Source organism: Flavobacterium psychrophilum (genome assembly GCA_001708385.1).
In the GTDB taxonomy this organism is placed as follows: domain Bacteria; phylum Bacteroidota; class Bacteroidia; order Flavobacteriales; family Flavobacteriaceae; genus Flavobacterium; species Flavobacterium psychrophilum_A.
This window is the reverse complement of the sequence record CP012388.1, coordinates 2,601,429-2,627,101: the sequence shown is the minus strand read 5'-3', so window position 1 is coordinate 2,627,101 and position 25,673 is coordinate 2,601,429. Positions and strand designations below refer to the sequence as shown.

The 25,673-nt window shown below is 37.9% G+C and carries 20 protein-coding genes, 1 tRNA gene and 1 pseudogene; 16 read left to right on the top strand and 6 right to left on the bottom strand.

The features are described from left to right. Positions 1 to 105: 105 nt before the first annotated feature. A pseudogene (locus tag ALW18_11425) lies at positions 106 to 345 on the bottom strand (hypothetical protein). 534 nt (positions 346 to 879) lie between these two features. Here ALW18_11425 and ALW18_11420 point away from each other — a divergent pair. Genes ALW18_11420 through ALW18_11410 form a run of 3 tightly spaced genes read left to right on the top strand, consistent with a single transcriptional unit; the run spans position 880 to position 6,177 of the window. Further along, the gene (locus ALW18_11420; protein ID AOE53073.1) at positions 880 to 1,491 is read left to right on the top strand and encodes a hypothetical protein; all 612 of its coding nucleotides are present in this window, start codon (positions 880 to 882) and stop codon (positions 1,489 to 1,491) included. 59 nt (positions 1,492 to 1,550) lie between these two features. Further along, positions 1,551 to 2,636, top strand: coding sequence for a hypothetical protein (locus ALW18_11415; protein AOE53072.1), 1,086 nt, complete (start codon positions 1,551 to 1,553; stop codon positions 2,634 to 2,636). A 1-nt stretch (position 2,637) separates the two neighbouring features. After that, positions 2,638 to 6,177 carry a hypothetical protein gene (locus ALW18_11410; protein ID AOE53071.1) on the top strand — a complete coding sequence of 1,180 codons (3,540 nt, stop codon included), beginning with the start codon at positions 2,638 to 2,640 and terminating at the stop codon, positions 6,175 to 6,177. Positions 6,178 to 6,188: 11 nt separating this feature from the next. On the opposite strand, the gene ALW18_11405 is transcribed toward ALW18_11410, so the two are convergent. Beyond that, positions 6,189 to 7,019, bottom strand: coding sequence for a cupin (locus ALW18_11405; protein AOE53070.1), 831 nt, complete (start codon positions 7,017 to 7,019; stop codon positions 6,189 to 6,191). A 96-nt stretch (positions 7,020 to 7,115) separates the two neighbouring features. On the opposite strand from ALW18_11405, the gene ALW18_11400 reads away from it, so the two are divergent. From ALW18_11400 to ALW18_11390, 3 genes are all read left to right on the top strand, one after another. Continuing rightward, positions 7,116 to 8,282: a hypothetical protein gene (locus ALW18_11400; GenBank protein AOE53069.1), complete on the top strand. Its 1,167-nt coding sequence runs from the start codon at positions 7,116 to 7,118 to the stop codon at positions 8,280 to 8,282. 767 nt (positions 8,283 to 9,049) lie between these two features. Beyond that, positions 9,050 to 11,407: a hypothetical protein gene (locus ALW18_11395; GenBank protein AOE54391.1), complete on the top strand. Its 2,358-nt coding sequence runs from the start codon at positions 9,050 to 9,052 to the stop codon at positions 11,405 to 11,407. Between the two features lie 72 nt (positions 11,408 to 11,479). After that, complete coding sequence (locus tag ALW18_11390) at positions 11,480 to 12,061, top strand: hypothetical protein (protein ID AOE53068.1); 582 nt, start codon at positions 11,480 to 11,482, stop codon at positions 12,059 to 12,061. A gap of 51 nt (positions 12,062 to 12,112) precedes the next feature. On the opposite strand, the gene ALW18_11385 is transcribed toward ALW18_11390, so the two are convergent. The 3 genes from ALW18_11385 to ALW18_11375 form a co-directional block, all read right to left on the bottom strand. Next, positions 12,113 to 13,018, bottom strand: coding sequence for a hypothetical protein (locus tag ALW18_11385; protein AOE53067.1), 906 nt, complete (start codon positions 13,016 to 13,018; stop codon positions 12,113 to 12,115). Positions 13,019 to 13,252: 234 nt separating this feature from the next. Then, the gene (locus ALW18_11380) at positions 13,253 to 13,447 is read right to left on the bottom strand and encodes a cold-shock protein (GenBank protein ID AOE53066.1); all 195 of its coding nucleotides are present in this window, start codon (positions 13,445 to 13,447) and stop codon (positions 13,253 to 13,255) included. 323 nt (positions 13,448 to 13,770) lie between these two features. After that, positions 13,771 to 13,844 (bottom strand) — tRNA-Met (locus ALW18_11375). 338 nt (positions 13,845 to 14,182) lie between these two features. On the opposite strand from ALW18_11375, the gene ALW18_11370 reads away from it, so the two are divergent. The 7 genes from ALW18_11370 to ALW18_11340 all read left to right on the top strand — a co-directional run bounded on the left by ALW18_11370 (position 14,183) and on the right by ALW18_11340 (position 20,226). Next, a complete protein-coding gene (locus ALW18_11370; GenBank protein AOE53065.1) occupies positions 14,183 to 14,587 on the top strand; it encodes a hypothetical protein in 405 nt (134 codons plus the stop codon). Positions 14,588 to 14,755: 168 nt separating this feature from the next. Beyond that, positions 14,756 to 15,148, top strand: a complete 393-nt coding sequence (locus tag ALW18_11365) for a ribosome-binding factor A (GenBank protein AOE53064.1) — start codon at positions 14,756 to 14,758, stop codon at positions 15,146 to 15,148. Between the two features lie 20 nt (positions 15,149 to 15,168). Beyond that, positions 15,169 to 16,374, top strand: a complete 1,206-nt coding sequence (locus tag ALW18_11360) for a hypothetical protein (protein AOE53063.1) — start codon at positions 15,169 to 15,171, stop codon at positions 16,372 to 16,374. A 257-nt stretch (positions 16,375 to 16,631) separates the two neighbouring features. Beyond that, a complete protein-coding gene (locus ALW18_11355) occupies positions 16,632 to 18,056 on the top strand; it encodes a multidrug transporter MatE (protein AOE53062.1) in 1,425 nt (474 codons plus the stop codon). 173 nt (positions 18,057 to 18,229) lie between these two features. Then, a complete protein-coding gene (locus tag ALW18_11350) occupies positions 18,230 to 19,087 on the top strand; it encodes a hypothetical protein (protein ID AOE53061.1) in 858 nt (285 codons plus the stop codon). 31 nt (positions 19,088 to 19,118) lie between these two features. Further along, the gene (locus tag ALW18_11345; GenBank protein AOE53060.1) at positions 19,119 to 19,622 is read left to right on the top strand and encodes an RNA polymerase subunit sigma-70; all 504 of its coding nucleotides are present in this window, start codon (positions 19,119 to 19,121) and stop codon (positions 19,620 to 19,622) included. Further along, entirely contained in the window at positions 19,612 to 20,226 is a 615-nt protein-coding gene (locus ALW18_11340) for a hypothetical protein (protein ID AOE53059.1), read from the top strand. Before ALW18_11345 ends, ALW18_11340 begins: the two co-directional genes overlap by 11 nt. A gap of 160 nt (positions 20,227 to 20,386) precedes the next feature. Here the strand turns inward: ALW18_11340 and ALW18_11335 are convergent, their stop codons facing one another. Then, on the bottom strand, positions 20,387 to 21,373 hold the full coding sequence (locus tag ALW18_11335) for a nitrogen fixation protein NifR (protein AOE53058.1): 987 nt from the start codon (positions 21,371 to 21,373) through the stop codon (positions 20,387 to 20,389). Positions 21,374 to 22,468: 1,095 nt separating this feature from the next. On the opposite strand from ALW18_11335, the gene ALW18_11330 reads away from it, so the two are divergent. The 3 genes from ALW18_11330 to ALW18_11320 all read left to right on the top strand — a co-directional run bounded on the left by ALW18_11330 (position 22,469) and on the right by ALW18_11320 (position 25,668). After that, the gene (locus tag ALW18_11330) at positions 22,469 to 24,265 is read left to right on the top strand and encodes an elongation factor 4 (GenBank protein ID AOE53057.1); all 1,797 of its coding nucleotides are present in this window, start codon (positions 22,469 to 22,471) and stop codon (positions 24,263 to 24,265) included. An 86-nt stretch (positions 24,266 to 24,351) separates the two neighbouring features. After that, positions 24,352 to 25,038 carry a hypothetical protein gene (locus ALW18_11325; protein AOE53056.1) on the top strand — a complete coding sequence of 229 codons (687 nt, stop codon included), beginning with the start codon at positions 24,352 to 24,354 and terminating at the stop codon, positions 25,036 to 25,038. 207 nt (positions 25,039 to 25,245) lie between these two features. Then, a complete protein-coding gene (locus tag ALW18_11320) occupies positions 25,246 to 25,668 on the top strand; it encodes a hypothetical protein (protein ID AOE53055.1) in 423 nt (140 codons plus the stop codon). Positions 25,669 to 25,673: the final 5 nt, after the last annotated feature.

Genomic DNA, 25,673 nt, shown 5'->3' with positions numbered 1-25,673 from the left:
GATTTAGACAGACTAACGAAGCAAATATCTATCTATAAGAGATCCTTCGACTCCACTGCGTTTCGCTCAGAATGACAAAACACACAACACAATCAACCCGAAACTCTAAACCCGAAACTGTTTACGGTACTGCAACGGTGTAAGTCCCGTCATGCCTTTAAAAAATTTGGTGAAGTTTGTTGCTTCGCTATAGGCAAAACGGAGTCCGATCTCGGCGATGGAAAGGTCGGTTTCGGTAAGTAGCTTTTGGGCTTCTTCGGTAAAACGGTTTTCCATATAGTCGCATACCGACGAATCCATTGTCAGTTTAAGCGTCGTGGTAAGGTGGCGCGGATTAATAAACAGCCGCTTCCCAAAGTCGGAAGCACTTAAACGCTTTGTATCGGCACCTGTCATAAGTCTGGAGATATGGTTTTCGGCAAGGGCTATGAAATCGGCAGTGATCTCGTCTTTTCGGGAAAGTATTTTAGTAGGGAGAAGTTGTTTAACTGTTTCCATGTTTCTGGGTTGGATGTTTTGGATGTACTAAGTTACAAAAAAGTCCTCACCCCCAGCCCTCCGCCAAGGCGAGAAAGGCTCTCCAAAGGAAAAGGGAGCTAGAACGCTCTGTCATTTCGACTGAACTGCAGCGGAATGGAGAAATCTCTCATAAACCTCACAATGAAGCAAGAAACGTTACTATCGTAGATCCGCGTTATCCGCATCCCATTAATCACTATTATAAACCACCCCGCCTTTCAGGCACCCCTCCAAAGGAGGGGAAGACTCAAACCTCTAAAATCCGTTAACCGTTAAGTAAATCACAAGAATGGCAAAACTTTAAACATTTAAACCTTAAACTTTAAACTTATTTCTATTTTTGCACCACAAGTAAAAACAATGGCCAAAAAGAACAACGCGCAATTAACCCTTTTCAACGAGAATGTGTACGAGTACTTCGTGCTGCTCTCGCCTTCCGACGCTATAAAAGAAGCGGTAGACGGGCTAAAGGAGCAATTGCATACGCTTATTGGACTGGAAGATTACAATCGTAAGTCGGTTGCGCATGTATCGTTGTTTAAGATGAGGGCTACAGCCGATAACCAGGTACTGAAACTGGTTAAAAAGGTGGCTTCAAGCCAGGAGCCTTTTACCATTAAGCTGGACGGACACGAGGTGCTGAAACACGGCGGTGTTTCGCGTACGCTGTGCCTGAAAATTGAAAACCCGGATCCGGTAAACAACCTTGTTGAACTGCTTGACCCGAAACCCATCGCAAAAAAAAGCTACCGTCAAACAAGTATTCTGGATAAGGCACCACGCGCAAAAAAGGTAATACACCCACACGTTACCATTGCCCGCACTATTGCTACGGCCGACTTTGAGCGTATTGAAGATCTTACCGCTTTTGACTACCACGACGAATGGCTGTGCGACCGCATTACCATATTAAAACGACTGGAAAGCAGCACTGGACATTTCAGCCCGGTTAAGGATGTGATGTTGGGGTAGGAAAATTGTTAATAATATCCAACTAAAAATCTTACATTTGATAATAATATCGATATGGAATGAGATTAGTGCATCTATCTGACATACATTTATCAGCGAGCAATTATACAGAATTTAAAAATTCTTGTCATAATGCTTTGATTAATGATTTAACACACTTTAATAAATCCGAGAAACCAATAGATTTAATATTAATCACAGGTGATTTGATAGATAAAGGAGGGCATTCTCTTAAACAGCTTGATGACTACAAACAGTCAACTGATCCTTATGATTTTTTTGAAAAAGTTTATATAGAACCCATTTGCAAAAAATTGAAAATCTCAAAAGATAAGTTCTTATTTGTCCCTGGAAATCATGACATTGATGAAAATGAAATACTTTGGGTAAATGAGAAAGCACTTATAAAAGAACTGAATGATGATAATATAGAAAAGATCCTAAAAGAAAATAAATTTGATTTCAATAAAAACAATGAGCGAATTAAATCTTTTAAACAGTTTGAAAATAGATATCATCAAGATAATATAAACTATATTTTCAGCAATAATGAATCTGTTTACATACACACCTATAAAGATGAAAAAATAGGATTTTTAATGATTAATGATTCGTGGAGATGTTCAACATGTAGGATTAGAGATTTCGATGAAACTCACTATATAGGAACTCAGCAATTTTACGATGGCAAAAATGCACTAGAAAGAGAAAATACAGTACTAAATATTGTGCTCCTTCATCATAACCTTGCAGATCTTCGTGAACAGCAAAAAATAAAACAAATTTTAACGAATCATGAATTTGAGCTGATGCTATATGGACATAGCCATAAACATGAACAAATCATGGAAGTAAGTTCTATAAGTGCTTGCGTAGGATTACGCGGCCGTGCAGCTTTAAATTATCCTGGTGAAACTAATGAACCTTATCAAACCGGATATCAAATAATTGACATTGATATTGAAAAATATGCAATCGAATCTATATTTCCTAGAAAATACATTTCGTCTAAAGAAATTTATGCTGCTGATGTGGAAACTGCGCCACCAGATGGTACTTACATATTAAAAGGGCATAATATTTATCGAAAGGATAGACCTACACAAAAGATGATTTTAAAACGAGATGATTTTATAGTGAATTGATATGAAAATTTCAGATTTTTACGAAAATAGATTTTTAAGCAGATTTGAAAATATTTCATTATCTGATTTTTTCAATGATGATGTTGAAGAAAAAACATTAATAGAATATGTAAATGACTATGATAAAATTGTTTTGTTAGGCGAACCAGGTATTGGGAAAACTACAGAACTAAAAAACTTATTCGGTAAATTATGGGAATCAAAAGACAAAACATTATTACTTCCATTTTTTATAAATTTAAAAAATTATAGAAGTAACTACAAAATAGAAGACCTCATACCATATCAAAATTGGAGAGATTTACATAGTATCATATTTATTTTCGACGGATTAGACGAAATTTCTGAAATACATAGCTTTATTTCTGATTTGGAGATTTTTATAACTAAATATAAAAGCTTACGCCTTAAATTTGTAATCAGCTGCAGAACAAATATTTACGATAAATATATCATCAAGAGTATTAAATTTGAACCTTTATTTTTACGAAAATTAACTTTAGATCAAGCACTGAATATTTTGCAAAATCAATTTGATTTAAAACTAACTTTTTCACGTTTTGACAACAACTATACCTATCTTGAAAATCCATTCTTCTTAGGTATTTTTGCAAAGTTTTATAAATTGAATGGCAAATTACCAGAATCAAATGCTGAAATGTGGGATTTATACATAAATTCTACTCTAGAAGAACATAAAGTAAAACAAATAAAAAAATACACATTAAATATTCCTGAAACCAAAAAAGATCTAAAAAAAGTTGCTTTTGTTAATGAGTTAATGCAGCAGAATTATTTGACTGAAGAAGAACTAAACAAAATATTAGGTGAAAAACATTTAGATTTTTTAGAAAATCCGTTAATTACTCCTTTACAAAACTCTAAGAATTGGACTTTTAAACATCGTCAAATTCAAGAATATTTTGTTGCCTCCGCACTTACTAACAAATCCTTTGATGAAATACTTTCAATTATAAAAATTGAAAATACTAACTCAATACATCCTTCGCTTTTTAATTCTATATCATTTTTAATCAATTTGTTTAAAAATGACGACCCGGAATTTGAAAAACTAATTAGTTGGTTAATAACAAACCAAATCGAAGTGCTTTTTAAAATGGATAAAGACAGGTTAACTAACTATTTACGTATTCAGGTTTTTCAAAAATATTTTCAAACACAATGTATCGAAAACACCTTTTGGATAACCCAGAATAAAAATATTTTTGCTGAGGAAGTAGCAAAATTCGGCAATTGTTCAGAAAATTTTCAGTATTTAACAGCGGTAGTTTCTAATAAAACATCTCATTTTAGAGCAATTATATCTGCTTATGAATTAATGTCACACATGGACATTCCAAAAACTTTGTGCCAAGAATTGAAAGAAAATTTGATTATACAATTAAATGATGATAACTTGGAGATTAACATTTTATCACAAATATTAACTTTCATTAAACTTCAAAATTTGCACTTAGACAGCAATTATCTACATTTAATTTTTAAAACACTTTCAAACAATGACGACGCTTCAATTGCAAACAATCTAGAAAGTCTTCTTTTAGACTACGAAAATATAGATGAGATGTTTGAGTTCATAAAAAGTGAATTCCTAAAACTCAATAATATAACTAATCGTGAAAAGATTAATCATATATATTCTTCTCAAAAATTATCGGAAGAACTTATTTTGAAGTTAAAAAATCCTGACCACTTTCTTGAAATAATAAGGTATTATTTCGATTATCAATATTCCTCCAAATTCGATTTTGAATTTAGCGAAAAAATATACCTTAAATGCATCAAATTTATAGATGACAATCAAGATTTCATTATAAAATTAATTGATTTAGTCAAGAACGGATTTAAATATTCATTAAACGAAACGCCGTTAGCAAAGATAATAAACGGTTCGAGTACTAATTTCATTGTGGCAAAACATATTTTTAGAGAATTGGATTTTAATGATATTATGTTTTTTTTAGCCTCAATTGCAAATGATGAAATTATTGAATTTCTAGTCGAGAATATAGACCTTAAAACTGTAGAAAGTAAAGATGTAGAAATCTTCAGAAATTATATAGGAAACATTAATAATCGAACTTTAGCAGCAAAATTTGATTCTTTGATGCAATTAAAAGGCTTCAAATTTAATGAAGTTGTCTCTACTGAATCTGATATTATCTTATTAAGAGAAAATTTTCAGAAGAAGATTCAGGAAAATTTTGACATATTATTTAAGAAGGATGAATTGGTGCAAGAAATAAATAAAATATTTACTTTATATAAAACAAAAGTAATTAATAGAAATATAGTCTATCAGATTGACTCAGAATGGTATGAAAAAAATGGACATTGGAACACTGCTATTGACTCCTCTATAAAACTATTACATACCTTTATTAGAAAAAGCAACATTGTTAATTTAAAAGATCTTGAAGATCTTTTAAAAGATGATTACGTAATGGTTTCTGAACTAGCAAATCAATTAGATAATCACGCTAAAAACAGTTCTGAATTAAAAATATCTTCTGAGCAAAAAAAATATATTGAAGAGTGGACAAAATTCACATCAAACAATTTTGATTTCGAAAAAGTACAATACCAAAATCAAAGCTATAAAAAATTAAAAACAATCTATTTATTTACTAAAAAGTTTGATATTGAGCTGTCAAATGATTTTTTAGTGAAAAGCGTCAAGTTTTCCGATATCGAAATCGATGGGGAAAATATTTTTGAATTAATAAAATCTAAACTAGACATCTCTGATTTGAAACATATAATTGTAAAAAATATGCACGAATCGAACCTATCCTTTTCTTCTACCATCAATCATTTTAATTATTCAGTTGACAACAAAATCGAAGAAACGTATGATATAATAAAAAAATATTTTTTAGAAGATGAATGGACTTTTAATGATGAAACAACATTGTCCAAATTCATTGATTCATCAAAAGATACAGACTTTTTAAAAGATTGTTGCCAAGATATTAATATGAGTATTTGTTGGTCTGCAATTAAAATCATGATAAGAAAGGAAATTGAAAGTGATTTTATAATTGATAAAGCTTTGGAATATCTCAACGGCAGGCATGAATACTATATTACAAATTCATTAGATGTTTTGAGTAAGTTTAATCATGCGGAATTAATTAAATATATTATGAAATTTCTTCATGATGATCGACTTTATTTAAATGAAGAATATTTTTCAAGCTATAATAATATCGAAGGTATCAATTACCTCAAAAAACTGTATCTCATAATTTTTAGTCGACATGATGATGTTTTTGCATATCACAAAATTCGAAATTTTTATCATTCATATATATATAATCTTTCCGCTTTAAACCCAAAAATATTTAGTGACGTTCAAAATATACTTTATCAAATAAAATCTTTGTTATTAAAAAAAGAAGAAGACTTATTTTACATTAATAACTTGATGGAAAAATCAAAAGAGAGTTTTATAAATTCACTTTCAAAACCTTTAAACTTTAAAAGTGCTTTAAAAAGAACATTACAACTTGATCTATAAATATGTTATTACTACTTCCCAAACTCGCTCGGCTTAATATTCTTCCGTTTTTTAAAATAGTTGGAAAGGTGGCTTTCGTCGGTAAAGCCAAACTCGTGTGCAATCTGCTTAATGGGCATGTTGCGGTCGGCAATACGCTTTTCGATAAGCTGGGTACGCAGGTTATTGATGTAGTCGCGATAGGTCATGCCAAAGTTGCGCTTAAAGTAGGCGCTGAAGTAGCTTTGGGCAATATTAAAATGCGTGGCAATAGCCTTAACCTGCACCTGCGCCGGACTGTAAATATTCTGGTGTATGTAGGCAATGATCTGCTTGTTGTTAAAGTCACAACCCTGCGCCGGAAGTTCCATACCCTTCATGGCTTCTTTTATCAGTCCGAATATCGAGAGGATCTGGTAAAACACTATGGGCGAAACTGAAACGTCCTTACGGCATTTGTAGGCTGTGATATTACCTACCGTGTTTTTTAAGATGGTACGGCAGGGCTCGTCTAGTTTCAGCACGCTTTCCTTAAGTAGTTTTTCGCGCATAAACTGGTACGGCGTGTTGATAAGCAGGTCGTCGGTAGCCAGATTTTTCTTAGAAGTAAAGTAACTATCTGTAAACTTTATATACACAAAGCGCGTGAGTTTCTGTATATCGAAGTAATGTTCATCATCGGGAGAAATCGCAAACAGGTCGCCCGCAGTATATGCTATCAGGTTGTTGTTCAGCTGGTGTATACCCTCGCCACTCACAATGTAGATCAGCTCATAGTAGGTATGGCTGTGCGATGGCAGGTGAAATTTCTCTTCTTCAAACTCATCAATAACCAGGGTCTCAAACTGACTTAGTTTTTTCATATCACATAGTTACAATCATGTATCGCAAATTTACAACTTTTTTAAACAGGTTGTATCGTACATTTGCACTTCCAAAAATCTAAAACATCTGTACACATGAAATTAAGTCTGTTACCGCTTGCCCTGGGCGGGCTTACCATAGGCATAACCGAATTCGTAATGATGGGCCTGCTGCCCGACATTGCCACCGATCTGGATATCAGCATACCAAAGGCAGGCTACCTTATTTCGGCCTATGCGCTGGGTGTAGTAATTGGTGCCCCCCTATTGGTTATCGCAGGGCGTAACTTCCCTCCTAAAAAAATGCTTTTAGCAATGGCACTAATGCTAACAATATTCAATGCACTCTCTATCGTAGCACCGGGTTTTAACCTGTTGTTTGCATCGAGATTCTTCTCAGGGCTTCCGCATGGTGCGTTCTTCGGCGTGGGTGCTGTTGTAGCCAGCCGTCTTGCCGACAAAGGAAAAGAAGCGCAGTCCATAGCCATTATGTTCTCGGGACTTACTATTGCTAATGTAGTGGGCGTACCTGTAGGCACTTACATCGGCCATAATTTCGACTGGCGTTATACGTTCGTGCTCATAACAGCCATAGGCTTAATCACATTTATCTCCCTGCTAATGTGGATGCCAAACGTTGCTTCCGAAAAAGCAGGCAATATTAAATCCCAACTGCAATTCTTCACCAAGCTTGACGCATGGCTTATCATAGCTATCGTTGCCATAGGGACAGGTGGATTGTTCTGCTGGATAAGCTATATCTCGCCGCTGTTGACGGAGGTATCACATTTTGAAGCCGAAGATGTACCCTACATCCTTATCCTGGCCGGATTGGGAATGGTAGTGGGCAACTTTATCGGAGGCCATCTTGCCGACCGCTTTTCCCCTGCTACCACAGTACTTACCATTTTGGTAATCATGGCGATAAACCTTTTAGGTGTCTACTTTTTATCGGGCAACCAGATTGTATCGCTCATATTGGTTTTCGTCACCGGAAGCCTGTCATTTGCCGTTGTTGCACCGGTACAAATGCTTATGATACAAGCAGCGAAAGGTGCAGAGATGATAGCTTCAGCTTCGCTACAAGCCGGGTTTAACATGGGTAACGCGCTTGGAGCCTTCCTTGGCGGATTACCACTAGTTATGGGTTACAACTATGCCTCGCCAAACCTTGTTGGTGTAGCAATGGCATTAACGGGTGTAGTGATCGTTATGGTCGTTATCTCCCGAAACCGAAAACTGGCTGTTGTAAAAACAGCATAAATTTTTGCTCAGCCTTTACTTTTTGAATAATTACCCTGAAAGAAATTTTGGGGTATTTTTTTGATTTTCAACTCCGGATTCACACCTCAAAAATCCGGCTTTTATTGAAAAACCAAAAGTGTAACATTGTTTTTCAAAACCTTGATTGTTAAAGACGTAGGCAAAGACAATTTTACGCTAAAAAACAGCGTTTTGAATACAGAAAGTGCAACATTAACAACTCCTGACCGAACTACTTTTGCCTTTATAATATTGTGCACGATTTGTTATGATATGTTTCTTTTAACTATTTATTTGCGATAAACAAAATATCTTAGCGTTGCTAAGTTCACCAATTAGCGGGCTTTACTTACTATATGGAATACAATAAGGAAATGAATTTTACTGCTATAATGCGGCGCACTACTTCTTTGAAAGAAGCGGTAAGTCAGTATGTATCAGGCAATGAAACAAACATTATACTTTCTGATTACCAGATTCCTTACAGTTCATTTTTCAGCGAAGAGCAAACGGAAGCATACGCTGAAATCCTTCAAAACCTTGAAAAATCAGGTGCGGCTATGATCGATGCCGCCGCAAGAATCATCGGACTTTACGATGACGGCAATACCGATGAAGCACGTAGCAGCCTTGAAATTTTCGAACTTAAAGCTGATAATCACCTATTACAATTACAATTAGCCGACCTTAAACTGAATGAGCTCCCCGCAAAAATGGATACTTCTGCGTGGACACATCAGAATGACCTTACTCGTGGTATTGAGAGTATAAATGCTCGCTATCAGGCAGGTAATGGCAATTCAAAAGAAAAACTACACCCCTACTTAAAGCAGGCTCCTGTTGGTATCTGCGTACTCAAAGGACCTGATATGGTAGTAGAAGCTGCAAACGCGCTATACCTGCAACTGGTTGATAAAGAAGAAGCTGATTTTTTAAACAAATCCTTGTTTGAAACCCTGCCGGAACTTACCGAACAGGTTATTAAAGAGATGCTGACCGAAGTATACAACACTGGTATACCTTATGTTGGTGATGAAGTTGGCGTTTACCTTCTGCGCAACGGCAAGCTGGAATCATGCCATTTCAATTTTGTCTACCAACCTATTTTAGAGGAAGATAAATCTGTTTCGGGCATCATCGTAGTATGTACCGAAGTTACCGGAATTGTAAAAGCCAAGACCGATCTCACTATTAAAAAGAAGGAATTCCGTAATATCGTAATGCAGTCGCCTATTGCAATTACCATTCTTAAAGGCCACGATTTTATTATAGACATTGCCAACGAAGTAATGCTTAACGAACTGTGGCGTAAAGACTTTAAAGAAGTTGTAGGCCGAAGCCTACTGGAGGTTTTCCCCGAATTATACGAACAGGATTATCCCGCCCTGCTAAAACAGGTAATGGAAACCGGCGTTCCGCACCGCGCATCAGAGTCGCCTGCCTATGTCGATTCCCACGACGGACGTAACCTCTATTACCTTGATTACGAGTATGCCCCTATATACGATCTGGACGGATCGGTTAACGGCATTATGTGTACGGTGAACAATGTCACCCATCGCGTAGCTGCCCGTGAAGCAGAAAAAGCTGCACAAAAAAAACAGGCAAATCTTATACAAACACTTCCTGTAGCAATGTATACCATTGATGCAGAAGGCTATATAGACCTATACAACGAAGCTGCCGAAGTACTTTGGGGCCGCAAACCCGAAGTTGGCAAGGAACGCTGGTGCGGATCATATAAGCTCTCAACTTTAGACGGCATACCGATAGCGCATGAGAATTCACCTATGGCAATGGCTTTTAAAGAAGGCCGTTCTATAGAAGAAGAAATTTATATGCACCGCGAAAATGGCGAACGCCGCCATGTTATTGTACACCCTCAGCCGTTATACAATGATAATGGCGAGATCATAGGCGCAACTAAAGTAATGATTGACATTACCGACCGTAAAGCAACCGATGATGCTCTACGTTCCAGCGAGGAGCGTTTTCGTTTGCTTGCCGGCTCCATCCCTCAGTTTATCTGGACATTGAATAGCGACGGAAAACTGGAATACTTTAACGATTCGCTTGTAAAATATTCGGGCCATACGCCCCAAGAGCTTCTTGCAGGGGCTTTCCCTGAAATGGTTCACGAAGACGACAGAGAACACAATAAGGAACGATGGCAGCACTCTTTCGCTACAGGCGAAGAGTTTGTTATAGAACACCGCATGCGCCGCCATGATGGCGAATACCGTTGGCATCTTTGCAGGGCTATTGCCCAGAAAAATGATAAAGGCGAAATAATGCAATGGGTTGGTACTAGTAACGATATCCATGATCAGAAAACGTTCCAAAAAAGGCTGGAAACCCTTGTTGAAGAGCGTACTAACGAGCTTAAAAAAGCCAACCATGAACTGGAAAATATGAACAAAGAATTATCTTCGTTTGCTTATATATCAAGTCATGACCTACAGGAGCCATTACGTAAGATACATACGTTTGGCAGTATCATTATGTCTAACGAGTATGATAATCTTTCCGAAGGCGGTAAGCGAAATTTCTCACGTATGCAGTTGGCGGCCACACGTATGAGCAAGCTGATACAGGATTTGCTTACCTACTCCAAGTCGAACGCTGCCGAAAAAACCTTTGAGCAAACAGACCTTAATAAACTGCTTGAGGAAGTACGAGCTGATTTTTCGGACAGTATATCTGACAAAAACGGCACTCTTATTATTGGCGAAATGCCAACTATAAATGCTATACCGTTCCAGATACGACAACTGTTCAACAATCTCCTGTCTAATGCGCTTAAATTCAGCAAAGAAGATACCGATCCGGTTATTACCATAACCTCATCATATAGCAAAGGTGCAGACATAGACAACCCTAATGCAAATTCGGAAAAAGACTACCTCCACATCGCTGTTACCGATAACGGTATTGGCTTTAGCCCTGAATATGCTTCGCGTATTTTTGAGGTCTTCCAAAGGCTACACGGTAAAGCAGAGTATGAAGGAACAGGCATTGGCTTGGCTATTTGTATGAAGATAGCCGAAAATCATCAGGCAATACTAAATGCATCATCCCATCCGGGTGAAGGCGCAACTTTTAATATCTACTTCCCATTAAATTAATTTTAGAGGCTAATACACAATATCGGCATATCTCATATATTTGCTGTACTATTAACCTCACTATTACTTAAAATGAAAATTAAGCAATTATTCCTATTGCTGTTACTTGCAGGAAATGCAGCATTAGCGCAACAAATAGCCGTAAATACAACCGATGCCGCTACAGGCACGAGAATTATAATGACTAAGAATCATGCTGGAACTACAATTGTTCCCGATGATACCGTCGTAAAAACAGGCCTTGCCTTTTTTTCAGTCGGCTACCAGAAAACCAACGTGCAGAATAAAGAAGTTGAAACGTATTTTATAGACCTGGATATGTTTCACGACAACAATAAACTGGGATGTATTAAACAAGGTGAAAGCAATGCATTAATAACACTGGAAGACGGAACCGAAATACAATGTTTCCAGATATCTGATACAGAATGCAGCCCTCAGGCATTTAAAGCTGCCTTTGCACTTGCTCCTAAAGGATCGTCTGCTACCCAAATGAAAGAGAACTTTTTAAAGATGCAAAAAGTAGCTATTACAAAAATAAAGATCAAAACAACCGAGGGGTATATCAATTATAAGATCAGGTCAGGATCGTCTGAATATATCAAAAGACACTTTAGCCTGATAGAAAAAACACTTAACGGCAACACCAAATAACAAAAAGGCTTCCTCTAACAAGGAAGCCTTTTTATGTCTTTATGTAAATCGCTATTCTTTAAAAGTAGCCTTTAGCTCTCTTATGTTTATAAGCACTACCGACAATATAATTACCACTATTCCAATCCACTGCACCGCTACAACCTGTTCCTGCAACAGAAAATAGGCCATACTTACCGATACAGGAATTTCTATAGAAATAATGATAGACCCCAACCCCATTCCGGTTTTAGGCATACCTGCATTAAAAAACAACGGCGGCAGTATCGTACCAAACAACGCTACAAGCAATCCCCATTTATAGAATATAGAGAAATGATATTCTGCCGGCATATTAAAATACCCAACAGTAAGAACAGCCATATTAGCTCCAAGCAAAATCCAGAAACTCTTTTTCTGCGGATGCATATTACGCGCTACCCCACTGGACACCATCAACATTATAGTATACGTTAACGCAGCAAGTAAACCCCATAATACGCCCGTGATATTTAGTGTATCTAGACTGCTAATTGCATTCGTAGCTAGCAATGTACCAAACAATACCATTATAACGGCAATGAATTTATAAAAATCGGGGAATTTACGTGTAAGCAGTGCTTCAGCAACAATTCCCATCCATATAGCCTGCATTAACAGTACTACGGCAACTGAAACCGGAATATATTTAACCGACAGATAATAAAAGAAACCTGTTAACCCAAAGGTCGTACCACCGGCCATAAGTTTTAAGACTGTATATTTATCTTCAGGAGAAGTTTCCGGCTGTCGTGTATTTTTGTTAAATAAAGCAAGAAGGCCTATGACAAACAGACCGATTAGATATTGAGAAGTAACAACTTCGGTTGTACTGTACCCTTCTTTATAAGCAAGGCCAACAAGCGTTGCCAGAATGCCATAACTGGCAGCACCGATGCTAACCAATATAACACCTTTTGTAAGTGACGAATTATTCATATTGTATTTTATTATGCTAAAAGCGGTGCAAAAGTAATGTGAATATATCCGCCGTCATTAGTTTAAGAAGCAAATAACACAAAAGCTACATAAAGCATTTGGTTTATCGCACCCTGTTGTACTTAATTCATTACAGATGCCAAAACGCTATTAAATACAAAAAGCCCCCACATATATGTGAAGGCTTTCATTAATCTTAGCAGTATAGGAACGCGAAAATATATTTTCGGCTAATTATCCTACTACTGTAACGTTAACAGCGGTAAGGCCTTTTTTGCCATTTTCCACTTCGTACTCTACTGAATCATTTTCCCTGATACGATCAACTACACCTGAAATGTGTACAAACACATCTGCAGTTCCGTCATTCGGTACAATAAATCCAAATCCTTTTTCTTCGTTGAAGAACTTTACAACTCCTGATTTCATAAAAATAAATTAAAGCGCAAATGTGTAATAATTAAATGATTAAACCGAACTTTTTTTGACTTTTCTTTTCAAAAAATGCAAAATAGGCTTAATTTCAGTAAAATGACCCCTAAAAACGGCATAATCAGGATATGTTTATTTTATAAACGCTTTCGCATTTTAACTAAAAAATACTATTTCAGGGATAAATTTAAAGGAAAATGAAATATTAAAATGGTCTAGTTTCGCAAAAGTGAATGTTTTCGAAATACATTTCCATCTTTTTTGAAAATGATAGAAAACAAAAAACCCTCCACATTGCTGTAAAGGGTTTGTAAAACCTGTGGTCCCACCTGGGCTCGAACCAGGGACCACCTGATTATGAGTCAGGTGCTCTAACCAGCTGAGCTATAGGACCGGTTTCGAGGTTGCAATATTACAGCATTTTTTAATTCAATGCAAATTATTTTAAAGTAATCTCACAACAATTTCAGTGCAAACAATAATACTGATTGATTATTAATATTTTGCATTTGTATTTTTCAGTAAAAAAAATAATTCGGCCACGAACAAAAGTTAAAAGTTAGCAATATTTTTCTGAATTTATCCAGACTTCTTGTAATGTTCACCTATCAACAACCAATATTTAACTGATCACCTTACTAAACGCCCAACCTAACAGTCGAGCGTTTTCTTTTTATATAAATCCGGTTACATTTTAATTTTTTACTTTTACCATACAAACCTAACTGTAGCATGAGAAAAATAGAACACATAGGCATAGCCGTAAAAGACCTTGATACTTCTAACCTTTTGTTTGAAAAGCTTTTTGGCGCACCTGCCTATAAAATGGAAGAAGTAGCCAGCGAAGGGGTTAAAACTTCATTCTTCATGAATGGCCCAAACAAAATAGAACTGTTAGAAGCCACCAACGCTGATAGCCCTATCGCTAAATTTCTCGAAAAGAAAGGCGAGGGCATACATCATATCGCTTTTGACGTAGAAGACATTGTTTCTGAAATTGAGCGCCTTAAAGCTGAAGGGTTTACCGTGCTTAACGAAACCCCAAAGCGTGGCGCAGATAATAAACTTGTAGCCTTTTTGCACCCTAAGGGCACTAACGGAGTACTTATAGAGCTTTGCCAGGAAATACCTGTCTAATTTTAAGCTCATCATACCGAAAGGCTAACTCTAAAATTTAAACTTTGAGGCGTAGCAACCTGACACTTTACAATTTTGAAGCCTTATAGCGCTACAACTTTCGCCCCTCGCTAAAACTTTAAACCTTAAACCTTAAACTTGAAACCATAAATTAAGTACTTTTGCATCATGGAAACAAACAGGCAAAAAAAGATAGGCGCCTTACTACAAAATGACCTTGTAGACATATTGCAGGGCGAAATAAGGAAAAACGGTATAAGTAACCTTATCATCTCTATATCTAAAGTTAATGTAACTTCAGATCTTTCAATAGCGAAAGTACACCTTAGCGTATTCCCATCTGAAAGAGGTGGCGAAATACTTGCGGCAGTGCGCTCTAATGCACCGCTTATTAAACATGACCTTTCACAGCGTGTAAAACTTCAGCTTCGTAAAGTGCCTAACCTGGTATTTTATATTGACGATTCACTGGATCAGATTGAAAAGCTGGATCAGGAACTTAAGGGAGAAAACAACCCTATTACCAATCCTGAACTACTTATAAGACGTAAAAAGTCGTAATCTGCTAACCTCATCTTAATTTGAGTCTCGCTTTATACATAGCCCGCAGGTACACCATAACACGTACCAAAAGCACTGCCATTAATATTATTACAGGCATTGCAGCAATGGGTATTGTAGTAAGTACAGCAGCACTATTTGTTATACTTTCTGTATTTAGCGGACTAAAGGATTACAGCCTCTCCTTTACAAACACAACTGACCCTGACCTGATGCTTACACCATCGGCAGGAAAATCGTTTTTTGTATCAGCACAGCAGGAACAGCAGCTTAAAGCCATTAAAGGCATTGCAGCTTTTAGTAAGGTAGCCGAAGAACGTGTGCTTTTTTACTTTGACGGAAAAGAACAGGTGGCCTACATGAAAGGTGTAGACAGTGTTTTCTCTACTGTTATACCCATAAAAAACCATATAACTGGTCAATGGCTTGAACCCAGAACAATACAGGCAGTAGCAGGAGCTACCATTATGCAAAAGCTGTCTATGGCGTTGTTTGATTTTAACCGCGACTTCGAGGTATTTGTACCCAAAGCGGGAAAGGGAGCGATACAAAATCCGGATGATGCTTTTACAAAAACGGTACTGGTGCCTATGGGGTATTATGTTATAAACGACGACCTGGACAGTAAATATGTTTTTGTAGACCTTTCTTTAGCACAGGAGTTACTTCAGTTTAAACCGAACCAGTTTAGCTCTTTAGAGTTCAAGGCAACTCCCGGAGCTAACGAAGCAGACATCCGCCAAAAAATAGAAACTATTTTTAAAGGTAAAGTGGTACTAAAGAACAGGGAGCAGCTTAACGACTCTTTGTATAAGATGCTTAACGCAGAGAACCTTGTAGTGTACCTGTTTTGTTCGCTGGTAATCGTGCTTACATTATTCTGCCTTGCGGGAGCATTGATCATGCTTATATTGGACAAAAAAGAAAATATAAAAACCCTTTACAGCCTAGGCGCCGAGATTAAAAGCCTGCGTAGCATATTTTTCTATCAGGGATTTTTTATAACTACCATAGGCGCAACGTTTGGCATTGCACTGGGCACCGCAATTATACTTATACAAAAGCACTATTCGGTTGTTATGATTACCGGATCTATGGCCTACCCCGTAGACTTTAATACTGCTAATGTTCTTGTAGTACTGGCTACTATTTTCACATTGGGGATACTTGCATCAAGAATTGCTGCCGCCAGGGTAAACAAAAAACTGATGGATCACTCTTCTTAAAAGTCACTTTCAGCCAATAACCTTATTTTACTGAAATTCAACTTGGTCGAACTGACAATATGTTATTTTTTTGCCAGTCGATTTTTGCAATCCGCAAAAAAATACTTTTCTTTGCTATATATTCTTTACGAACCATGAAAATTTTCGCTATCTCTATCCGTTAGGGATTAACCACCTCAGCACATAAATTTTAGGCAATCAGATAGTTGCCTGGTTCACCTTTTTCATCAATCACACCCCAATCAAACGCATTTAAAATGACACAGGAAATAAAACCTACCGGTGCAGTATCCCGATTTTTCGCACTGCTCAAGCAATCCCTTAAAGGAGAAAATATAGACTTTACGCAAGGCAGCATTCGCCGTGCTGTACTTTTGCTAGCCATACCCATGATGCTCGAAATGATGATGGAATCAGTCTTTGCACTGGTCGATCTTTATTTTGTAGGGCACCTTGAAAACAGCAGCTTTGCTGTTCAGACCGTAGGCTTAACCGAATCGGTATTATCCATAATCTATTCTATCGCTATAGGTATGAGCATGGCTGCAACAGCAGTTGTTGCCCGCCGTGTAGGCGAGAAAGATCCGGTAGCAGCCTCTAAAGCAGGCATGCAGGCTATTGTTATAGCTATTGGCGTAAATGTGATCATAGCATTCTTCGGATTCATATACGCCACCGATATACTGGTATTAATGGGATCATCCCGCCATGCAGCAGAATTTGGCACACCATTTATGCAGATCATGATGGGCGGTAGCTTTGTAATTATGCTGTTGTTTCTTTTCAACGGAATCTTCCGCGGGGCGGGTAATGCCGCTATCGCGATGCGTAGCCTTTGGATAGCCAACTTTTTCAACATTATACTTTGCGCAATTTTAGTTCCGGGATGGGGACCATTCCCAGCTATGGGACTTACAGGTGCAGCTATTGCTACAACCATAGGCCGTACCATTGGTGTACTGTATCAGTTATACAACCTGTTTAACGGCAAAGGCATGCTTAAGGTTGCAGCATCGTACTTTATTCCGGATATGGAACAAATAAAAGCATTGGTAAAAATTGCTGCACCCGGTGTATTGCAATTTGTTATAGCATCCGGCAGCTGGATATTTCTGGCGGAAGTAGTTGCAACCACCGGCGGCGATGAAGGGTCGGCGGGATACCAGAGCGCGCTGCGTATAATGATGTTCTTTATGCTTCCTGCATGGGGACTAAGCGGTGCTGCCGCAACACTGGTAGGTCAGAACCTTGGCGCCAAGCTAACCGACAGAGCCGAGCGATCGGTTTTTGTGACTGCAAAATTCAACGTTATTTATATGGGAGTCATTATGGTGGTGTGCCTTTTGGCCGCCGACCCCATGATGTGGTTCTTTACCAATAATGCCGATGTACATGATATTGCGGTAGAAGCAATACAAATACTTAGTGCCGGATACATATTTTACGGTATAGGCATGGTACTGCTTAACGCCTTTAACGGTGCCGGCGATACCAAAACACCTACATGGGTCAACTTTTTTGGCTTTTGGCTATTCCAGATACCAATGGCATTTTTCCTGGCGAAACATTTACAATGGGGACCGACCGGCGTATTCTGGGCAATACCCGTTGCAGAGACCGCAATGACTATTGCCACCATCATTTTATTTAAAAGAGGACGCTGGAAACGTATTCAGGTATAAATTTTGGTTGCGCACCAAACTATAGCCTGAAAAAAATAAAATATTTTACTCTTCAAAGAGCCTGTGTTTACAGGCTCTTTTTTAGTTTCAGGAAAATTTCTAAACTTTTTTTTGTAACGAATTAAAAGTTGCCTTACATACTGTTTATAATCACAATCAAAAAACGAAACATCATGAAAAAAGCAACCTTTTTAATCGCAACCCTTTTAACAGCATTCTTTAGCAACGCACAACAAACTACAGAATCTAACTCTCTGCTTTGGAAAATTGAAGGCAACGGACTTGCAACACCATCGTACATGTATGGCACAATACATTTTATGTGTGCAACTGATTTTGAGATCAAACAAAAAGTAATTACTGCTTTTGACAGCACATCTAACCTGGTACTGGAAATAAACATGACCGATCCTAACGAAGCACAGGCAATGCAAAAAATGATGCACAGCGATGTTACCCTTTCCAGTCGCCTAACCGAAGCAGAAAGAGTAGAAGCCAACAGCATTCTTACTTCTCAAATTGGTATTACGCTTCAGCAGGCCGATCATATTTCTCCTTCTAATTTGTTAAGCTCATCTATTTTCAGCGTTCTTCCATGTAAACCGACAGAAATGAAATTCTACGAATATGAATTTGTTGCAAAAGCACAGGCACAGCACAAAACCATTGGCGGACTGGAAACACTGGAAAGCCAGCTGGTAGCATTGGATAAATCGTATTCTATTCAGGAAGTATTACAACAGATAAAGATCAGAGAGCAATATGCCGAGGTATTTGCAGACATGACAAAATTCTACACTGAAGAAAACCTGCCCGAACTACATAACACCGTTAGAGACAGGCGTTTTATGGATGAAAAAGCAGAAGCTCTTATACTTACCGACAGAAATAAAGCATGGGCTGTTAAAATACCAACTATAATAAAAGACAAAAGTACTTTCTTTGCAGTAGGTGCAGGTCACCTTTACGGCGAAACAGGTCTGATTGAACTGCTTAAACAACAAGGATATAAAGTGACCCCGGTAAAATAACAAATCAATACCAACCTAAACCGCAATAGATTTGAAAACCACCGAACAGGAGTTTCTATCGATTATTGAAAAGCATAAGGGATTATTGCATAAGGTTTCCAGGATGTACATGGACGAACCGGAAGACAGGGAAGACCTGTTTCAGGAAATCGTACTGCAACTCTGGAAATCGTATGGATCCTTTAGGGGTGAAAGCCAGGTTTCTACCTGGATGTACCGGGTAGCCGTAAATACCGCGCTTACCTTTTTTAAGAGAGAGAAGAAGAAACCGGACAACGCAAGGATGCATCCCGAAATGGATGTTAAAGACGACATTGAGGAATCGCACAGGGAAACACAGCTTGACTATTTTTATAAAGCCGTGCAACAACTAAACCAGGTAGAAAAGGCACTGATATTTCTTTTCCTTGAAGGGCAGTCGCACAAAGAAATAGGCAGCAACCTGGGTATAACAGAGGTAAATGCCCGCGTAAAGCTAAACCGCACCAAAGACAAATTACAGGAAATTATTAAAAAGCAGGGTTATGAATTTTAACGAATTGCAAAATCAATGGAACAACGAACCTACAGACAAGATTCGTATTCCCAACAATATAGACACATTAAGAGAAGCGCAGACGCCTATTGACAAAGTGCGTAAAAAAATGAAAAATGAATTTTTCATACAGGTTCTTATGATGATATTTATAGCATTTACACCAATGCTACTTAACTTTACAGATAAGCTTACCGCATTATTTATACCATTTTATGGTATTATGCTGGGCTTTACATCTTACTACTATTACAAATTTTATGTGTTCTATAAAAAGTCGTATGATATGACTTTTGACAGCCGAAAGAACCTGCTTTGGTTTTTCTACGAGTTAAAGCTGAGCATAGAATTATACAAAGCCCTCACTTACATCATGTTTTTTTTGGGATTCTCGTTTGGTGTACTGGCAGGATCTGTTACAGATAACAATAATACAATAACTAACTTTCTGGATAAAAACGAATCCGGACTAGCCATTGCTATTGCCATAATAATAGGACTTATTATATTTTCTTTCGCCGTGGCAGAAATAATACCACGACTATTTTATGGTAAACACCTTAATCAGGTTAAAGCGGTGCTGGACCAGCTGGACGAGGAGTAATATTTGGTTGACGGTTTATAGTTGTCGGTTGTCGGATTTTGGCAACCGTACAACACATCAACCTTTAATGAAATTGATATTTAAAAAAGAAGGGGCGTGATAGTTAGCTATCACACCCCTTGATATTATAATCAGCTATCAGACAACCATTAACTGGCTACTATACTACCGATCCAAAGACATTCAGCACCTCATCAAGAACGGCATAAACATCTGCGGCAGCATCCTGGGTTACCATTCTTTGGCGGTATTCTTTAAAATTAGGGATACCTTTAAAGTAGTTGGTGTAATGGCGGCGGGTTTCAAAAACCCCTACCCTTTCACCTTTCCATTCTATAGCCCACGTTAAGTGGTTACGGGCAGCTTCAACACGGTCTTCAAGGGTTGGTGCAGCCAGGTGTTCTCCGGTTTCAAAGAAATGTTTTATTTCATTGAATATCCACGGATAGCCAATTGCCGCACGGCCTATCATGATACCGTCTATACCATATTCGTTTTTATATTTAAGCGCCTTTTCGGGACTATCGATATCGCCATTGCCAAAAATAGGAATGTTAATACGCGGATTATTTTTAACACGCGCAATATGAGACCAGTCGGCTTCACCTTTATACATCTGGGCACGGGTACGCCCGTGAATGGTTAATGCCTTAATACCAACATCCTGCAACCTTTCGGCAACCTCATCGATATTAATAGAATCGTCATCCCAGCCAAGTCGCGTTTTAACGGTAACAGGCAAATGCGTACTGTTTACAACAGCTTTGGTAAGGCGCACCATAAGGTCGATATCTTTAAGGACACCGGCACCGGCACCTTTGCAAACTACCTTTTTAACGGGACAGCCAAAATTTATATCTACAATATCGGGGTTTACGGCTTCGACAATTTTTGCAGAAAGCGCCATAGCTTCCTCGTCGCCACCAAATATTTGTATGCCCACAGGTCGTTCGTAGTCAAAAATATCCAGCTTCATACGGCTTTTCATTGCATCGCGAATTAACCCTTCTGAGGATATAAACTCACTATACATTAAATCTGCGCCATGGGTCTTGCATAACCTGCGGAAAGGAGGATCGCTCACGTCTTCCATTGGAGCCAGCAATAGCGGGAATTCAGGCAGTTCTATGTTGCCAATCTTTACCATCTTCTTCATTTTGTGCAAAATTACAATATTTTAATGATATCTACTGAAACCAAAAGCAGAGTTACTACGTACATAGAGTACTAGGCATTAGAGAATTAACAACGACATATTGAAAAAGAAGAAGAAAGCAGTACTTTCCTAAACGCCGCTAAGCATAAAATAATACGCAAAGCTGTATGTTACCTGATCCCCATTGGCATACGAAAAAACGGATTAAACCACGACTTACTGCTTATTAGGCGCATGCTTGCTACGTGCGCCTTTTTAAAAAATTGCATAGATAAAATATATGCACGCATAGAAAATAGAGATATTAGATACTATAATGATAAAGATATGCGTTGTATATTTGTACTAGTTAAGATATAATTATAACAGTTTTACTGTACTGACAGTAAAATGAAAATGATATTTAAAATTTAGATTGGTTGATTGGTTATGAAATGTGTATGAGGGTCTTCTTCATGCACATTTCTGTTTTTAAGCACATTATGCAAATTTTAAATAGGTTTTGGAAGCCTCTCTTCACTCTGGGAAAAACCGATTTAAACTAAAATTTTAACGCCGTTAATCGGAGATACTTAGCACTTTGTCGACGATGGATATAGAATTTTTCCTATTTATCCCTGTCAATAAACCATTGCACCATCCACAACTACAGTGCTTTATGTCGGAATTTTCGAATACTAAAACGTGATATTTGTAGGATTAATTCGGTTTTGGTAAAATTTAATGCAAAAACATATCTCCATTAGAAATTTTGTATTTCCTTTGCACCGTAATTTTTAAAAAATATTTAACCTTTAGTTAAAAAACAGCCCCCTGTTTAATTAGAGATAAAACATTTTGAAATTAGAAATTACGCTATTTTCAGGCTTAAAAAACAGCACGCGATGCCCCCCAACGAGTGCTGTTTTTTTATTTAGCCACATCCGTTTGCAACTCGCTAAGTTTAAACTATATTTGCCGATTAAATTTGCTACCTTTACGTGTAATATGCGTGAGGGATAGGAGCATGGCACCGTGTGCCGCGGATAGCCCGACCTGAAGCGAAGCGGAATGGGCACGCCCAAAAAAACATGATAACAGACGAAGATGAAGCATATTAGGAATTTTTGCATTATTGCCCACATTGACCACGGTAAGAGTACCCTGGCCGACCGCCTGCTTGATGCTACCCAAACGGTAACAAAACGTGAATCTCAGGCACAGCTGCTTGACAACATGGACCTTGAACGCGAAAGAGGTATTACCATTAAGAGTCACGCCATACAAATGGAGTACACTTACAAAGGAGAGGAATACATCCTTAACCTGATTGACACTCCCGGACACGTAGATTTCTCGTATGAGGTATCACGTTCTATTGCTGCCTGCGAAGGTGCACTACTTATTGTAGATGCTGCACAGAGCATACAGGCGCAAACCATAAGCAACCTTTACCTTGCCTTAGAAAACGACCTGGAAATTATTCCGGTACTTAATAAAATTGACCTTCCGAGTGCAAACCCTGAAGAGGTAAGCGACGATATCGTTGACCTTTTAGGCTGTAAGCTGGAAGACATTATTCCTGCATCGGGTAAAACCGGCCTTGGGGTAGAAGAAATTCTTGCTGCTATTATTGAGCGTATCCCGGCACCGAAAGGTAATCCCGATGAGCCATTACAGGCACTTATATTTGACTCTGTTTACAACCCGTTCCGTGGAATTGAGGTTATATTCAGGGTTATTAACGGATCTATCACCAAAGGCCAGAAAATTAAATTCATGGCTACAGGCAATGAATATTTTGCCGACGAGATTGGTACGCTAAAACTAAACCAGGTTCCGAAACAGGTTGTTAGCGCAGGAGATGTTGGTTACCTTATATCGGGTATTAAAGAAGCTAAAGAGGTTAAAGTAGGTGATACACTTACCGATGCTAAAAACCCAACACAAAATATGGTTAGCGGCTTTGAAGACGTTAAACCAATGGTATTTGCCGGTATTTACCCGGTAGACACCGAAGATTACGAAGAGCTTCGTAACTCTATGGAGAAACTTCAGCTTAACGATGCTTCGCTCGTATTTGCGGCGGAGAGTTCGGCAGCACTTGGTTTTGGTTTCCGATGCGGATTCTTAGGAATGCTTCACATGGAAATTATCCAGGAGCGTTTAGAGCGTGAGTTTGACATGACCGTTATTACTACGGTTCCCAACGTATCGTACCATGCGTACACTAAAAAAGAACCGGAAAAAGCTCTTATAGTAAATAACCCGAGCGACCTGCCTGAGCCATCTAAGCTAAGCCATGTAGAGGAGCCTTACATTAAAGCAACCATTATTACCAAAGCCGACTTTGTGGGTAACGTAATGAGCCTTTGTATTGAAAAACGAGGATTGATTACTAATCAGACGTATCTGACTACAGAGCGTGTTGAGCTTAACTTTGATATGCCACTTGCCGAGATCGTATTCGATTTCTACGACAGGCTAAAAACGGTATCTAAAGGTTATGCTTCGTTTGACTACTCTCCTATCGGGATGCGTACATCTAAACTTGTGCGTCTTGACGTACTGTTAAATGCACAGCCAGTAGATGCACTGTCTGCACTTATTCACGAAGATAACGCGTACAACATTGGTAAAAAAATGTGCGAAAAGCTAAAAGAGCTTATACCACGCCAGCAGTTTGATATTCCGATTCAGGCGGCTATTGGAGTGAAAGTAATTTCGCGTGAAACCGTTAAGGCACTTCGTAAAGACGTTACCGCAAAATGTTACGGTGGAGATATTTCCCGTAAACGTAAACTTCTTGAAAAACAGAAGAAAGGTAAAAAACGTATGCGCCAGGTGGGTAACGTAGAAATTCCGCAGGAAGCGTTTATGGCTGTACTTAAATTAAATGATTAATCTCTTACCGAGATTTTAGAATATAGAACCCGGAGCTTTTGTGCCGGGTTTTTTGTTTAATTTTAAACCCATATACCAATTTACCCATGAAGAAGCTAACTGTAATTATAATTGTAAGTATGCTTTGCTTTTCTTGTTTAAAGGTGAAGACTAACAATGAAAGTACTGAAAAAGATACAGATAAGTTTGCTGTTTCTACTGAAATTGCAGACGAACCTATCAACAAAACTGAGTACGAACCCTACGACTTTGACACAATATTGAAAGGAGGTTACCATCTCTCCTATAGAATATACAATGACAGCGTAACAAATCAGCCATTGCAAAATCTCACACTGGTGAAAGGAAATGAAGACATCACGATTCTCAATGAAACAAATCGCCCTACGCTTCATAAGAACCTGGGATATATCGCTGCCGACTTTACAAACTCCTTCCTTTTCGTACAATCGTTCGGATCTGGCAACCCACATGAATTTCAGCTGATTGAAAAGAAAACCGGAAAAGAAATTAAATCGGGAGTTTATGTTGACAGCAATGAAGACAATGAGATCTTAGTTTATATAAGTAATCTTCATAAGACCGATGAGCAACTAAAAATTTACGACATACTGAACAAAAAAGAGGTAAATGTAAACGATTTCAAAAATTCAAAATGTTATAAAGAATACCCTGAAGGATTAAGAAGCTGTGTTACAATTGATACTGTTACAAAAAGTAAAATTACTTTGACAATTGAAGATGAAAAAATCGTAAAAACATATAGCCGTTGACAGGTAATCGGCATCTACGAAATGATACAGGCCTTCCGTAAATTTAAGGTATGACAATAACTTCACCCTAATTTCCAATTCCCTAAAACCAATAATTAAAGCACTTCCTATATGGACTCTCACTACGCGGGCAAATGCTTTAAGAATTTCTTAACTTTTTAATTAATAGAAACATTCTTATATTTATCGCCTTAAACCAGATTACATATGAAGAAGGACGGACAGATAATTATAATTGAAGATGATCAGGACGATGGGGAGATCCTAAAGGAAGTGATCGACGACTTAGGATATGATAACGAAGTAATAATTCTGCCGGACAGTACGCTAGTAATGGAGTTCTTAAAAAAGGCGGAAGTTGCTCCTTTCCTTATTTTCTCTGACATAAACATGCCAAAAATGAGTGGCTACGAACTGCGCGACCTTGTGCTTGCCGATCCGGATTTGCACGACAAAACAGTTCCATATATCTTTTTCAGTACCGCCAGCGACCCTGAAACTATTAAAACAGCCTATAAAAAGGCGGCTCAGGGTTTCTTTACCAAGATTACGGATTATGACGAATATAAAAGCGTCGTAAAAAAGATTATCGAGTATTGGAAAGCTGCAAAAGTGCCTGATAAAGATTAATACAA

Coding starts and splice junctions, on each gene's coding strand:
- ALW18_11420 (AOE53073.1), top strand. CDS start 880: ATGGCCAAAAAGAACAACGCGCAATTAACCCTTTTCAACGAGAATGTG.
- ALW18_11415 (AOE53072.1), top strand. CDS start 1,551: ATGAGATTAGTGCATCTATCTGACATACATTTATCAGCGAGCAATTAT.
- ALW18_11410 (AOE53071.1), top strand. CDS start 2,638: ATGAAAATTTCAGATTTTTACGAAAATAGATTTTTAAGCAGATTTGAA.
- ALW18_11405 (AOE53070.1), bottom strand. CDS start 7,019: ATGAAAAAACTAAGTCAGTTTGAGACCCTGGTTATTGATGAGTTTGAA.
- ALW18_11400 (AOE53069.1), top strand. CDS start 7,116: ATGAAATTAAGTCTGTTACCGCTTGCCCTGGGCGGGCTTACCATAGGC.
- ALW18_11390 (AOE53068.1), top strand. CDS start 11,480: ATGAAAATTAAGCAATTATTCCTATTGCTGTTACTTGCAGGAAATGCA.
- ALW18_11385 (AOE53067.1), bottom strand. CDS start 13,018: ATGAATAATTCGTCACTTACAAAAGGTGTTATATTGGTTAGCATCGGT.
- ALW18_11380 (AOE53066.1), bottom strand. CDS start 13,447: ATGAAATCAGGAGTTGTAAAGTTCTTCAACGAAGAAAAAGGATTTGGA.
- ALW18_11370 (AOE53065.1), top strand. CDS start 14,183: ATGAGAAAAATAGAACACATAGGCATAGCCGTAAAAGACCTTGATACT.
- ALW18_11365 (AOE53064.1), top strand. CDS start 14,756: ATGGAAACAAACAGGCAAAAAAAGATAGGCGCCTTACTACAAAATGAC.
- ALW18_11355 (AOE53062.1), top strand. CDS start 16,632: ATGACACAGGAAATAAAACCTACCGGTGCAGTATCCCGATTTTTCGCA.
- ALW18_11350 (AOE53061.1), top strand. CDS start 18,230: ATGAAAAAAGCAACCTTTTTAATCGCAACCCTTTTAACAGCATTCTTT.
- ALW18_11340 (AOE53059.1), top strand. CDS start 19,612: ATGAATTTTAACGAATTGCAAAATCAATGGAACAACGAACCTACAGAC.
- ALW18_11335 (AOE53058.1), bottom strand. CDS start 21,373: ATGGTAAAGATTGGCAACATAGAACTGCCTGAATTCCCGCTATTGCTG.
- ALW18_11330 (AOE53057.1), top strand. CDS start 22,469: ATGAAGCATATTAGGAATTTTTGCATTATTGCCCACATTGACCACGGT.
- ALW18_11325 (AOE53056.1), top strand. CDS start 24,352: ATGAAGAAGCTAACTGTAATTATAATTGTAAGTATGCTTTGCTTTTCT.
- ALW18_11320 (AOE53055.1), top strand. CDS start 25,246: ATGAAGAAGGACGGACAGATAATTATAATTGAAGATGATCAGGACGAT.